Source organism: Amycolatopsis sp. NPDC003731, from assembly GCF_053586895.1.
The window spans coordinates 1-12,061 of record NZ_JBSFNC010000215.1; the positions used below are offsets into that span (position 1 = coordinate 1).

Sequence of the window (12,061 nt, forward strand, 5' to 3'; positions counted from 1 at the left end):
AGCCGCGGAGCTCGACGGCGCCGGGGCCTGGCAGCGGTTCCGGCACGTCACCTGGCCGCTGCTGCGGCCGGTCACCGGGATCGTGCTCATGCTCGGGCTGGTCTACACGATCAAGGTGTTCGACGTGATCATGGTCGTCACCGGCGGCGGGCCGGCCAACGCGACGCAGACGCTGACCACGTGGTCGTACCGGCTGTCGTTCCAGGACTTCGCCTTCGGACAGGGCGCGGCGGTCGGCAACGTCCTCATCGTGGTGGCGACCGTCTTCGGGCTGTTGTACCTGCGCTCGGCCAAGGCGACCCTGGCGGAGGCGGCATGAAGACGGCGAACTGGCCGCGGACCGTGCTCGGTGTGCTGATCGTCGCGGTCCTGCTGTTCCCGCTCTACTGGATGATCAACGCCTCCCTGCAGCCCAGCGGCGCCCTGCTGCGCCCCGACCCGGCGTTCTTCCCCGTCGGCGGCACCCTGGACGGCTACCGCAAGGCCGTCTCGACGCAGGGCCCCAACCTGCTCTCCAGCGTCGTCGTCGCACTCGGCACGGTGGTCGTGTCGCTGCTGGTGGCGGCACCGGCGTCGTACGCGCTGGCCCAGCTGAAGGTGCGCGGCGGCCCGGCGCTGGTGTTCGTGCTGCTCATCGTGCAGATGATCCCGGGCATCGTGATGGCCAACGCGCTCTACACCGTGTTCAGCAACCTCGGCCTGATCGACAACTACCTCGGGCTCGTCCTCGCCGACTCCACCGCGACCATCCCGTTCGCCATCCTCCTGCTGCGGGCGTTCATGATCTCCGTGCCGAAGGAGCTCACCGAAGCGTCCCGGGTGGACGGTGCCGGGTACTGGCGCACGTTCTTCTCGATCATCCTACCGGTCAGCCGCAACTCCCTCGTCACCGCCGGGTTGTTCTCGTTCCTGTTCGCCTGGGCGGACTTCCTGTTCGCGGTCACGTTGACCACCGGGCAGTCGTTCGAGCCCATCACCGTGGGCATCTACCGGTTCGTCGGCAACCAGTCCGCCGACTGGAACGGGATCATGGCCACCGCCGTCCTCGCCGCGATCCCCGCGGCGGTCCTGCTGGTCGTCGCCCAGCGCTACGTCGTCGCCGGGCTGACCAGCGGCGCCGTCAAAGATTGACCTCTTCCAAGGAGACCCGCGTGATCACCACGACCGAAGACGGCCGCTCGCTCGAAGTCAGGGTGCGGCACGAGGTGCTGCGCATCGAGCCGTGGGGCGAGGGCAGCCTGCGCGTACGGGCCGGACGGCACCGCATCATCGAAGACGCCCCGGGCGCGCTGCTGCCCGCCAAGCCCTCGGCGGCGACCGCATCCGCCGAGGGACGCACCGGCCGGGTCGTCAACGGCCCGCTCACCGCGATCGTCGAGATCGCCGACACCGACACCGGGATCGACGCGCAGCTCAAGTTCGTCCGCACGGACACCGGCGAGGAGCTGCTGTCCGAGCAGCGCGCGCACTTCTGGTGGCCCGGCGCGCGGCTGTTCATGCCCTCGCGCAACGGCTACGGCCGGCTCGAACAGCGGTTCAGCGCCTACGAGGGCGAGCGGCTGTTCGGCCTCGGGCAGCACACGCACGGCCGGCTCGACCAGAAGGGCCTCGTGCTCGACCTGGTGCAGCGCAACGCCGAGGTGTCGGTACCGTTCCTGCTGTCCAGCCGCGGCTACGGGTTCCTCTGGAACAGCCCCGCCGTCGGCCGGGTCGAGCTGGCGGAGAACGGCACCCGCTGGGTCGCCGACGACGCGCGTCAGCTCGACTACTGGATCACCACCGGCGACGGCCCGCGCCAGATCCTGAGCCACTACGCCGACGCGACCGGGCACGCGCCCATGCTGCCCGAGTGGGCGGCCGGGTTCTGGCAGTCGAAACTGCGCTATCGCACGCAGGAGGAGCTCCTGTCCGTCGCGCGGGAGTACCACGCGCGAGGGCTGCCGCTGTCGGTGATCGTGGCGGACTTCTTCCACTGGACGCACCTCGGCGACTGGAAGTTCGACACCGCGGAGTGGCCGGACCCGGCCGGGCTGGTGCGCGAGCTGGCGGACCTCGGCGTCAAGCTGATGGTCTCGGTGTGGCCGTCGGTCAGCCCGCTCTCGGAGAACTACCGGGAGCTGCACGAGCAGGGCCTGCTGGTGGCCGCCGAGAGCGGCGTCCCGGCGCACGCGCCCTGGAAGGACAAGGGGTTCGGCGTCGAGATGCCGGTGGCGTTCTACGACGCGACCAACCCGGAGGCGCGGCGGTTCGTCTGGGGCAAGGTCAAGGAGAACTACTACGACCTGGGCGTGCGCGCGTGGTGGCTGGACGGCGACGAGCCGGAGATCCAGCCCGGTCACCCGCACAACCTGGGCTTCCACGCCGGCCCGGGCGCGGAGGTGTTCAACCTCTACCCGCAGGCGAACGCCCAGACGTTCCACGACGGCATCCGCGCCGAAGGCGACGACGAAGTGGTGCTGCTGTCCCGGTCGGCGTGGGCGGGCAGCCAGCGGTTCGGGGCGGCGCTCTGGTCGGGTGACATCGGAGCGACCTGGGCGTCGCTGCGGACGCAGGTCCGGGCGGGGCTGAACGTGGCGCTCGCGGGAATCCCCTGGTGGACGACGGACATCGGCGGCTTCCACGGCGGCGACCCCGACTCGCCGGAGTACCGCGAGCTGATGGTGCGCTGGTTCCAATACGGCGTGTTCTGCCCGCTGTTCCGCCTGCACGGCTACCGCGACCCGCGCCCGGCGTTCGGGCCGAAGATGACCGGCGGTCCCAACGAGGTCTGGTCGTTCGGTGAACCGGCGTACGAGTCGATCACGGCGTCGCTGCGCCTGCGGGAGCGGCTGCGGCCGTACCTGATGGAGCAGATGCGGGTGGCCCACGAGCAGGGCATCCCCCCGATGCGGCCGGTGTTCGTCGACTTCCCGGCGGACAGCGCCGCCTGGGACGTCGACGACCAGTTCCTCCTCGGCCCGGACGTGCTGGTGACCCCGGTTCTCGAGCCGGGCGTCACCTCGCGGCGGGTGTACCTGCCTGCCGGAGCGACCTGGACGGACGCGGTGACCGGCACCCGCCACGACGGTGGCGAATGGGTCGAGGCGCCGGCCCCGGCGGACCGGATCCCGGTGTTCCTCCGCGACGGGGCGGACCTGCCGATCCGGGAGTAGTCACCGCTCCCGCAGCTCGACCCACGGCTGCGGCTCGGGCTCGCCCGGCTCCCAGCCCGGCGGCCAGACCCGGACGACGTCGGCGTCGATCCGGACGTGGGCTCCGGTGAAGTCGTATTCGGCGGATGTCGCGCCCGTGAAGTCGACGGGACCGGCGAAGGACGTCTCCACGAAGCTCGCCCTGCGGACTTCGCAGCCGCGCAGGTCCACCGCGTGGAGCACCAGGTAGTCGAGGTCGAGGTCCATCCCGGGCCAGAACCGCGGGGACTCGCGCCGCAGGTGGGGCCGCAGGAGCTGCCACAATTCGGCCTGCCACGCGACCGGGTCCGGCCAGTCGTCGTCGAACCGGGCGGCGATGGCGTGGACGCACTCCTGGCGCCGCTCGGGGTCGCCGTCGGCCTGCTCGGCGAAGGAGGCCAGCTCGGCCAGCCGGACGGTGTGCTCGTCGGCCAGCAGCCGGGCGGCGACCTCGTCGGGGACCGGCTCCGGCGGCGCCGACGGGGTCAGCACCTCGGCGGGCCGGTCCCGGCGCAGGAGCAGCCACGCCGTCACCGAGCCGGAGGCGGCGCCGATCACGGCCAGGACCGCGAACGGCGTGACGGTGGACATACCCGGAATTCTCCCGGTCGCCGCCAGCGAATTAAAGTGGACCTGTGAGTCCAAGGCTGACCCCGAAGGGTGCGGCGACCAGGCAGCGGATCGTCGAGGGCGCCGCGGCGGAGATCCGCGAGCGCGGTGTCGCCGTCACGACGCTGGACGACGTCCGGGCGCGGACGGGGACGAGCAAGAGCCAGCTGTTCCACTACTTCCCGGACGGCAAGGAAGAGCTCCTGCTGGCGGTGGCCCGCTTCGAAGCGGACCAGGTCCTGGCGGTCCAGCAGCCGCAGCTGGGCCGGCTGACGTCGTGGGCGGGCTGGCAGCGCTGGCGGGACACGGTCGTCTCGCACTACGACAGCCGCGGGCAGCACTGCCCGCTCAACGTGCTGATCTCCCAGCTCGGCCGCGCGACCCCGGGCGCGCAGGCCGTGGTCACCGAACTGCTGCGGCGCTGGCAGGACGAGCTCGAGGCGGGCATCCGCCACCTGCAGCGGGCCGGCGAGGTCGGCGCGGACCTGGACGTTCCACGCGCGGCGGCCGCCCTGCTGGCGGGCATCCAGGGCGGGGTCGTGGTGATGCTGTCGACCGGACGCATCGACCACCTCGAAGCGGCGCTCGACGTCGGCATCGGGAACCTGCGGGCGAGCGGGAACCGGTGAGCCCGGTTCCCGCTCCCGGAAGTCAGGCGGACTTGATCGCGGAGATCTCGAACTCCAACGTGACCTTGTCGCTCACCAGCACGCCACCGGTCTCCAGCGCGGCGTTCCAGGTGATGCCGTAGTCCTTGCGGCTGATCGAGGTGGAGCCCTCGAAGCCGATCCGGTCGTTGCCGAACGGGTCCTTCGCCGAGCCCTCGAACTCGAACGGGATGGTGACCGAACGGGTGACGTCCTTGATGGTCAGGTCGCCGGTGACGTCGAAGCTGGTCTCGCCGGTCTGCTTGATCTCCGTCGAGGTGAAGGTGATCTGCGGGTACTCGTCCATCGACAGGAAGTCGTTGCTCTTCAGGTGCCCGTCGCGGTCGGCGTTGCGGGTGTCGATGCTGTGGGCCTGGATGGTCACCTGGACGCTCGACTTCTCCGGCGCGTCGCCGTCGATGGTCGCGGCGCCGGTGAACTCGTTGAAGCTGCCGCGCACCTTGGTCACCATCGCGTGCCGGGCGACGAACCCGATCCGCGAGTGGGCGGCGTCGAGGGTGTATTCGCCGGTCAGCTGGGGGTAGGTGGTCGCGCTGGTCATCGCTGTTCTTCTCTCCTCGTGGTGGCGCCCCCAGGTGATTGAGGGTTCAACGACACTGTACTCACTTTGGCTGGTTGCGCAAGCAAGCTTTCGGTAGTGTTGCCCGCATGGGTGAACTGTCCGCTCTCGACCTCGACGAAGCCGCCTTCTGGCGGCCGCTGATGCGCATCATGACGGCGCTTCCGCGCGCGCTCGAGGACCAGTTCCTGCCCGAAACGGGCCTGGCGATCACCGACTACGGCGTGCTGGTCGCGCTGTCCGAAGCGCCGGACCACCTGCTCCGCATCTCCGGCCTGGCCGCCACCACCGGGCTGTCGCTGAGCCGGATCAGCCGGGTCGTCGACGACCTGACCCGCCGCGGCCTGGTCGAGAAGCGCCGCTGCGCCGAGGACGGCCGCGCGTCCAACGCCGTGCTGACCGAGGCCGGATTGGCCAGACTGGAGGCGGCCTACCCGAGCCACCTCGCCCGCGTGCGGGCCGCGGTGTTCGACCACCTGAGCGCCGAGGACATCCGCACGGCCGGGCCGGTGCTGGCCCGGCTGGCCACGGCACTGGACACCGCTCCCCCGACCGACGACTGCTGAGGACGCCGATGAGCGACAAGGGCGAGTACAAGCGCGACCAGAACTACCTCCCGGACCGCATCACGGCCGACGGCCGCGACGGCTGGCCGGTCGAGCCGGGCCGCTACCGGCTGGTGGTGGCGCGGGCCTGCCCGTGGGCGAACCGCGCGGTGATCGTCCGGCGGCTGCTCGGCCTCGAGCCGGTCCTGTCGATGGGCATCGCGGGCCCGGTCCACGACGAGCGCAGCTGGAGCTTCGACCTGGATCCCGGGGGCCGCGACCCGGTCCTCGGCATCGAGCGCCTGCAGGAGGCGTTCTTCAAGCGCGACCCGGACTACCCGCGCGGCATCACGGTGCCGGCGTTCGTCGACATCCCGAGCGGCCAGGTCGTCACCAACGACTTCGCGCAGATGACGCTGGACATGTCGACGGAGTGGACGGCGTACCACCGCGACGGCGCGCCGGAGCTGTACCCGGAGAAGCTGCGCGACGAGATCGACGACGTGGCGCAGAAGGTGTTCACCGACGTCAACAACGCGGTGTACCAGTGCGGCTTCGCCCGGTCCCAGGAGGCGTACGACCACTCGTACCGGAAGCTGTTCGCCCGGCTCGACTGGTTGTCGGACCGGCTGGCGAACCAGCGGTACCTGGTGGGCGACACGATCACCGAGGCCGACGTCCGGCTGTTCACCACGCTGGTGCGGTTCGACGCGGTGTACCACGGGCACTTCAAGTGCAACCGGCAGAAGCTGACCGAGCTGCCGGTGCTGTGGGCGTACACGCGCGACCTGTTCCAGACGCCGGGTTTCGGCGACACGATCGACTTCGCCCAGATCAAGGAGCACTACTACGTGGTGCACAAGAACGTGAACCCGACGGGGATCGTCCCGCTCGGCCCGGACAGCTCCGGCTGGCTCACCCCGCACGGCCGCGAGGAGCTCGGGGGCCGCCCGTTCGGCGACGGGACCCCGCCGGGCCCGCCGCCGGAGTCCGAGAGGGTGCCCGCGCTCTGAGATGTTGGCTACGGTGATCGCCATGGACCGCCTGCGCGATCGCCGGGTCCTGGTCACCGGCGCCTGCCGGGCCTCCTGGCGTCTCACACGCACGAGACGTCGCTGGAGCTGTGGAACCGGGTGCTGGCGGTGAACCTGACGGGCACGTTCCTGGTGACGCGCGCGGCCCTGCTGCGGTCCCCGGCGGGCGTGGTGGTCAACTTCAGTTCGACGTCGGCCTCGTTCGCCCACCCGTACATGGCGGCGTACAGCGCGCGCCTGCGCGCGGTCAGCATCGCGCCGGGGAGCGTGAAGAGCGGCATCACGGACTCGGCGGCGAGCCGGCTGCCGCCGAACGTGGACTTTTCGCTGTTCGGCCGGTTGCTCCCGCTGCTGCCGACGGACCACACGCCGGAGGTGGGCAACGCGGTGGCGGGCCCGGAGACAGTGGCGGCGTGGTGGCGATGCTGGCCTCCGAGGACGGCAAGTTCATCACGGGCACGGAGATCCGCATCGACGGCGGCACCCACACCTGATCGATATCCGTCCTTGACCTCCGACCTGAAACCTTTCGCCGTTCGCGCACGACTCAGTCCGGAAGGCGCAAGGGACAGGAGACGGCGTGGGTGTAGAGGCGTTCGGCATCGAGAAGGAGTTTCTCAAGGACTTGCTGACGCAGGTCGACCGCGGAGAGACGCAGCTGCCGGAGTTCCAGCGCGGATGGGTGTGGCCGGACCGCAACATCGCGAGCCTGATCGCCTCGATTTCACTCGGCTACCCGGCCGGCACCGTGATGATGCTGCGGCAAGGTGGGGAAACGCGCTTCAAGACGAGAGCCGTCGAAGGCGCCCAGCCATCGTCGCGGACGGCGCCTGACCGCCTGATCCTCGACGGTCAGCAGCGCCTGACGTCGCTCTACCAGTCGATCCACCGCAAGGCTCCGGTCGAGACGCAGGACGTCCGGGGGAAGGACGTCAAAGGCTGGTTCTACCTCGACATGGAGCGGGCTGTGCTCGACGACGGTGACCGCGAGGACGCCATCGTGTTCGTGCCGGAGACGAAGGTCCGCCTCGACTTCCGCGGCCGCCCGGTCCTCGACCTGTCGACGTCCGAAAAGGAATTCGCGGCGAGAATGTTCCCCTGCACCTCGTTGTTCGACTCGATGCCGTGGATGATGGGTTTCTTCCAGTTCGATCCCGCGCGGCAGAACGAGAACCTCAAGCTGTGGGGCAGCTTCCACGACGCCGTGGTCCAGCGCTTCATCCAGTACCAGCTGCCCGTCATCGAACTGGGCCGGAGCACGCCGCGGCAGGCCGTCTGCCAGGTCTTCGAGAAGGTCAACACCGGCGGCGTCACACTTACGGTCTTCGAGCTGCTCACCGCCACGTTCGCCGCCGACGACTTCGACCTGCGCCAGGACTGGGACGATCGCCGGAAGTCCTGGACCACGGGAAAGTACGACATCCTGGCCAACGTCGCCAACACCGACTTTCTGCAGGCGGTGGCCTTGCTGGCGACCATCGAGCGGCGGCAGGCCGCCATCGAAGCCGGCCGCGACGAAGCCAGTGCTCCGAGGATCGGCTGCCGCCGGGCGGACATGCTCAACCTGACCCTGCCGGAATACCTGAAGTGGGCTCCGGATGTTACGGAGGGCCTCAAGGCCGCGGCGCAATTCCTCCACGCCCAGCACATCTTCGACACCCGCTTCCTCCCCTACGGCAGCCAGCTCATCCCGATGGCCGCCGTCTTCGCGCTCTTGCGGAAGCAAGCCGATACGGTCGGTGCCCGTCAGAAGATCTCCCGCTGGTACTGGTGCGGAGTCTTCGGCGAGCTCTACGGCGGAACCACGGAAACCCGGTTCGCCCGAGACGTCCCCGATCTCGTCGACTGGGTTCGCGGTGCCGAGACAGAGCCCAGGACGGTGCAGGAAGCCCAGTTCGTCTCGGGCCGATTGTGGTCTTTGCGGACTCGTGGGTCCGCTGCCTACAAAGGCATCTACGCCCTGCTGCTGCGTGAAAGCCCCCTGGACTGGTGCACCGGGTCGGACATGTCGGACGAGAACTACTTCGACAACGCAGTGGACATCCACCACATCTTCCCGAAGGTCTGGTGCGAAAAGGCGGGCATCGACGCCAATCGCTACAACTCCATCGTCAACAAGACTCCGCTGACGGCGCGTACCAACCGGATCATCGGTGGCCGGCCGCCGTCCGTCTACCTCCGCGGGCTGGCGAAGAACGCCGAAACGACGCCCGAGACCATTGACCGGAACGTGCGGTCCCACCAGGTCTCGGCGGCCGACCTGCGGAATGACGACTTCGAGACGGTGGTGAGTCAGCGCGAACGCGCCCTGCTGTCCCTGATCAGCCGGGTCATGGGCAAGGAGGTGCAGACCGACTCACCGGTCGACAACGAGCTGAGAGGCGTGTTCAGCGGCGGTCTCTGACACCTGCGCGGAGAGGACATCACCTGTCCTATATCCGCGAGATCGTCGCCCCCATGGATCCCTTCCACATCGACATCCCCCAGTCGGACCTCGACGAGCTCCGCCACCGCCTGGCCCGGACCCGCTGGCCCGGCGAGCTCCCCGACGCCGGCTGGGACTACGGCGTCAGCCAGGCCTACCTCGCCGACCTCGTCGGCTACTGGCAGCACGGCTTCGACTGGCGGGCCCAGGAAGCAAGCCTGAACCGGTACCCCCAGTTCACCACCACCATCGACGGCCAGAACGTCCACTTCGTCCACGCCCGCTCCCCCGAGCCAGACGCGACTCCCCTGATCATCACCCACGGCTGGCCCAGCACCATCGCCGACTTCCGGGACATCCTCGGCCCCCTCACCGACCCGAGAGCCCATGGCGGTGACCCCAAGGACGCCTTCCACGTCGTCGCACCATCGGTGCCCGGGTTCGCCTTCTCCGGACCCACCACCGAACGTGGCTGGAACACCCACCGCGTCGCGAAAGCCTGGGCCGAGCTGATGCGCCGGCTCGGCTACGAACGCTACGGCGCCCATGGTGGCGACTTCGGCAGCATCGTCTCCCCCGAACTCGGCCGGGTCGCCCCTGATGCCCTGCTGGGCGTGCACCTCAACGCCGTCGCCAATGCCGGGGTGCCGACCGCTCCCGGGGACCTCGACCGATTGTCCGAAGAGGACCGGAAGCAGGCGCGGGAGAACGAAGCCTGGTGGTACCCCCACTCCGGCTACGCCACCCAGATGGCCACCCGGCCGCAGACCCTCGCCTACGCCCTCAACGACTCCCCCGCCGGGCAGCTCGCCTGGAACCTCGAGTGGTTCGTCGACTGGGATCCCACCGCCACGGACCAGACCCCGGTGAGCCGGGACGCGATCCTGACGAACGTGACGATCTTCTGGCTCACCGGCACCGCCGGCTCGGCCGCGCGCCTCTACCTCGAGGCCGGCCAGGACGGCTGGGGCGAACGTCCCGCGTCCTCCGGGGTCCCGACCGCGGTGGTGAACTTCCGCGGCGACCACGCGATCCGCGGCCTGGCCGCACTGTCCAACACGGTCACGCGCTGGACCGAGTACGACACCGGCGGGCACTTCGCGTCACTGCAAGCCCCCGAAACACTCGTCACCGACATCCGCGAGTTCTTCCGCGGCCTCTAGGCCCGGCGGCGGCGCTTGGCCACAGCGCCGTCGAGCAGCGGACGCAGCTCCTCGACCACCGTCTCGAGGGGTGCGACGTCCTGGTGCGCCCGCGCCAGGACGATCGCGCCCTCCAGGGCGCTGAGCATCAGCACCGCCAGGGACGCGCTGCGGGTCGTGGGCACGCCCAGCTGCTCGAGGGTCGCCGCGACCGGGCGCTGCCAGCCCTCGAACGCCTTGCCCACCGCTTCCCGCAGGCTGTCGCTGGTGGCGGCCGTGTCCGCGACCGTCGCCACCAAGGGGCAGCCTGCGTCGAAGCCGGACGTCGTGAACTCGTCGGTCCACTGGGCGGCCATCGCCGCGAAGAGGTTCCCCGGGGTCGGGTCGGCGAGCTTGGCCGCGACGCGAGCCACGCGGCGGGCGGCGTAGTCGCCGGCCCAGGTGACGGCTTCGGCGATCAGCTGGTCCTTACCGCCCGGGAAGTAGTGCTGCAGGGACCCCCGCGGGGCTTCGGCGTGGGCGACCACGTCCCGCATGCCGGTCGCCCCGACACCGTGGATCCGCACCAGCTGCGCGGCGCTGAGCACCATCCGCTCGCGCGGGGTCCTGGCCATCGGCTTCCTCCTTCATGACGTCCGTCATGGTAGCCCAATCCGGCACGACCAGCGCGAAGTCGCGTTCGCCGCGCTCGTACGACGGCACCGGCCGGAACCCCTGCCCCAGCAGCAGCGCCTCAGCGCCGGTGTTCCCGGCCTGCACGGTGGCCCGCACGGTCCAGCCCGGCCAGCGCCCGGACGCCCACAGCCACCGGCTCAGCGCACTGGCGACCCCCTGCCGCTGCCACGCGTCGGCGACGAGGATCCCGATTTCCGCTTCCCCCGGCGTCTCCGAGACGAAGTTGAGCAGCCCGGCCGGAGCGCCGTCGCGGAAGGCCAGCAACGCGACACCGGCGAGCAAAAACCGTTCGTACCGCTCGAAAACATCGGCGGGCCGGGCTGGGCCGCCCATCATGAACCGGCGCCGGAGACTCTCCGGCGAGCAGGCCGCGACCAGCGTGGCGACCTGCGCGCGGTCCGCGACCTCTATGACAGTGGTCATAGTCCCATGAGAGCACACCGGGCCGGAAAACGCCATGACAGGTGTCATAGGCCGCCGCGCCCGGTTCGCCCGGCCGGGACCCGGGTACGTTGCCGTGGCCGCGCTCCCCCACCGCGAAAGGCGTCCTCGATGCAGCTCTACGCCGAACGGCCGATCCGCCGGACCGCCCAGCTCGTCAGCGACCTCCTGGCCGTGCTGCTCGTCGTCATCGCGGTGTGGCTGGGCACGTCGGTGTACGACCAGGTCATGAAGCTGCGGGCACCCGGGGACGGGCTGGTCGACGCCGGCACCGGCCTGCGCGGCACGTTCGACTCCGCGGCGAACTCCGCCGACGGCCTCCCGCTCGTCGGGGACGCCCTGGCCAAGGCCCTGCACGGCGGTTCGGACGTCGGCACGAAGCTCACGGACGCCGGCCACTGGCAGATCGAGGCCGTCGAGAACCTGGCCTGGTGGCTGGCGGCGGTCATCATCGCCCTGCCCGTGCTGACGCTCCTGGTGTCGTGGTTGCCGCTGCGCTGGCACTACACGCGCCGCGCCACCTCGGCCGCGCGGCTGCGGGCCCTCGGCGACGAAGGGCTGGACCTGTTGGCCCTGCGCGCCCTCGCGACGCAGCCCCTGCACCGCCTGGCTTCGGTGGGCGAGCCGGCCACCGGCTGGCGGGAGCGGGACCGGGACGTCATCGCGAAGCTGGCCGGGCACGAACTGGCGCGCCACGGTCTCGCTCCCTGAGCCGGAGGTCTTCCCGCCGGCGGCTCAGGACACCACCCGTCTCCGCCGAAGCCCGCACCGACGAACGCCGGTTCCGCGTCTA

13 protein-coding genes and 1 pseudogene are annotated in these 12,061 nt (G+C 70.3%); 10 read left to right on the forward strand and 4 right to left on the reverse strand.

All coding sequences use genetic code 11. The annotated features are described in order from the left end of the window. The 3 genes from ACWDN5_RS43735 to ACWDN5_RS43745 all read left to right on the forward strand — a co-directional run. On the forward strand, window positions 1-319 hold a 319-nt coding region (locus ACWDN5_RS43735; RefSeq protein WP_449680413.1), incomplete at its 5' end, for a carbohydrate ABC transporter permease. After that, entirely contained in the window at window positions 316-1,131 is an 816-nt protein-coding gene (locus ACWDN5_RS43740; protein ID WP_449680414.1) for a carbohydrate ABC transporter permease, read from the forward strand. The genes ACWDN5_RS43735 and ACWDN5_RS43740, both read left to right, overlap by 4 nt. A gap of 20 nt (window positions 1,132-1,151) precedes the next feature. Next, window positions 1,152-3,152, forward strand: a complete 2,001-nt coding sequence (locus tag ACWDN5_RS43745) for a glycoside hydrolase family 31 protein (RefSeq protein ID WP_449680415.1) — start codon at window positions 1,152-1,154, stop codon at window positions 3,150-3,152. Here ACWDN5_RS43745 and ACWDN5_RS43750 read toward each other — a convergent pair whose 3' ends face one another. Continuing rightward, complete coding sequence (locus ACWDN5_RS43750) at window positions 3,153-3,761, reverse strand: pentapeptide repeat-containing protein (RefSeq protein WP_449680416.1); 609 nt, start codon at window positions 3,759-3,761, stop codon at window positions 3,153-3,155. 44 nt (window positions 3,762-3,805) lie between these two features. Between ACWDN5_RS43750 and ACWDN5_RS43755 the strand changes: the two genes are divergently transcribed. Further along, window positions 3,806-4,408 (forward strand): TetR/AcrR family transcriptional regulator, encoded by a 603-nt coding sequence (locus ACWDN5_RS43755; RefSeq protein WP_310976293.1) that lies wholly within the window; start codon window positions 3,806-3,808, stop codon window positions 4,406-4,408. Between the two features lie 22 nt (window positions 4,409-4,430). Here the strand turns inward: ACWDN5_RS43755 and ACWDN5_RS43760 are convergent, their stop codons facing one another. Beyond that, a complete protein-coding gene (locus ACWDN5_RS43760) occupies window positions 4,431-4,988 on the reverse strand; it encodes a YceI family protein (RefSeq protein WP_310976294.1) in 558 nt (185 codons plus the stop codon). Window positions 4,989-5,095: 107 nt separating this feature from the next. Between ACWDN5_RS43760 and ACWDN5_RS43765 the strand changes: the two genes are divergently transcribed. From ACWDN5_RS43765 to ACWDN5_RS43785, 5 genes and pseudogenes are all read left to right on the forward strand, one after another. Beyond that, window positions 5,096-5,572: a MarR family winged helix-turn-helix transcriptional regulator gene (locus tag ACWDN5_RS43765; protein ID WP_310976295.1), complete on the forward strand. Its 477-nt coding sequence runs from the start codon at window positions 5,096-5,098 to the stop codon at window positions 5,570-5,572. Between the two features lie 8 nt (window positions 5,573-5,580). Then, entirely contained in the window at window positions 5,581-6,564 is a 984-nt protein-coding gene (locus ACWDN5_RS43770; protein ID WP_449680417.1) for a glutathione S-transferase family protein, read from the forward strand. 72 nt (window positions 6,565-6,636) lie between these two features. Continuing rightward, a pseudogene (locus tag ACWDN5_RS43775) lies at window positions 6,637-7,079 on the forward strand (SDR family NAD(P)-dependent oxidoreductase); the annotation flags it as partial. Window positions 7,080-7,165: 86 nt separating this feature from the next. Next, complete coding sequence (locus ACWDN5_RS43780; RefSeq protein WP_449680418.1) at window positions 7,166-8,989, forward strand: GmrSD restriction endonuclease domain-containing protein; 1,824 nt, start codon at window positions 7,166-7,168, stop codon at window positions 8,987-8,989. Window positions 8,990-9,042: 53 nt separating this feature from the next. Further along, window positions 9,043-10,173, forward strand: a complete 1,131-nt coding sequence (locus tag ACWDN5_RS43785; RefSeq protein ID WP_449680419.1) for an epoxide hydrolase family protein — start codon at window positions 9,043-9,045, stop codon at window positions 10,171-10,173. Here ACWDN5_RS43785 and ACWDN5_RS43790 read toward each other — a convergent pair. Both ACWDN5_RS43790 and ACWDN5_RS43795 read right to left on the reverse strand, forming a co-directional pair. After that, on the reverse strand, window positions 10,170-10,739 hold the full coding sequence (locus ACWDN5_RS43790) for an LmrA/YxaF family transcription factor (RefSeq protein ID WP_449680421.1): 570 nt from the start codon (window positions 10,737-10,739) through the stop codon (window positions 10,170-10,172). The two genes, ACWDN5_RS43785 and ACWDN5_RS43790, sit on opposite strands and share 4 nt — an antisense overlap. Continuing rightward, a complete protein-coding gene (locus tag ACWDN5_RS43795) occupies window positions 10,621-11,298 on the reverse strand; it encodes an N-acetyltransferase family protein (protein ID WP_449680420.1) in 678 nt (225 codons plus the stop codon). Before ACWDN5_RS43795 ends, ACWDN5_RS43790 begins: the two co-directional genes overlap by 119 nt. A gap of 81 nt (window positions 11,299-11,379) precedes the next feature. Here ACWDN5_RS43795 and ACWDN5_RS43800 point away from each other — a divergent pair, with 81 nt between their 5' ends. After that, the gene (locus ACWDN5_RS43800; RefSeq protein WP_310975749.1) at window positions 11,380-11,979 is read left to right on the forward strand and encodes a hypothetical protein; all 600 of its coding nucleotides are present in this window, start codon (window positions 11,380-11,382) and stop codon (window positions 11,977-11,979) included. Window positions 11,980-12,061: the final 82 nt, after the last annotated feature.

Coding starts and splice junctions, on each gene's coding strand:
- ACWDN5_RS43740 (WP_449680414.1), top strand. CDS start 316: ATGAAGACGGCGAACTGGCCGCGGACCGTGCTCGGTGTGCTGATCGTC.
- ACWDN5_RS43750 (WP_449680416.1), bottom strand. CDS start 3,761: ATGTCCACCGTCACGCCGTTCGCGGTCCTGGCCGTGATCGGCGCCGCC.
- ACWDN5_RS43760 (WP_310976294.1), bottom strand. CDS start 4,988: ATGACCAGCGCGACCACCTACCCCCAGCTGACCGGCGAATACACCCTC.
- ACWDN5_RS43765 (WP_310976295.1), top strand. CDS start 5,096: ATGGGTGAACTGTCCGCTCTCGACCTCGACGAAGCCGCCTTCTGGCGG.
- ACWDN5_RS43770 (WP_449680417.1), top strand. CDS start 5,581: ATGAGCGACAAGGGCGAGTACAAGCGCGACCAGAACTACCTCCCGGAC.
- ACWDN5_RS43785 (WP_449680419.1), top strand. CDS start 9,043: ATGGATCCCTTCCACATCGACATCCCCCAGTCGGACCTCGACGAGCTC.
- ACWDN5_RS43795 (WP_449680420.1), bottom strand. CDS start 11,298: ATGACACCTGTCATGGCGTTTTCCGGCCCGGTGTGCTCTCATGGGACT.
- ACWDN5_RS43800 (WP_310975749.1), top strand. CDS start 11,380: ATGCAGCTCTACGCCGAACGGCCGATCCGCCGGACCGCCCAGCTCGTC.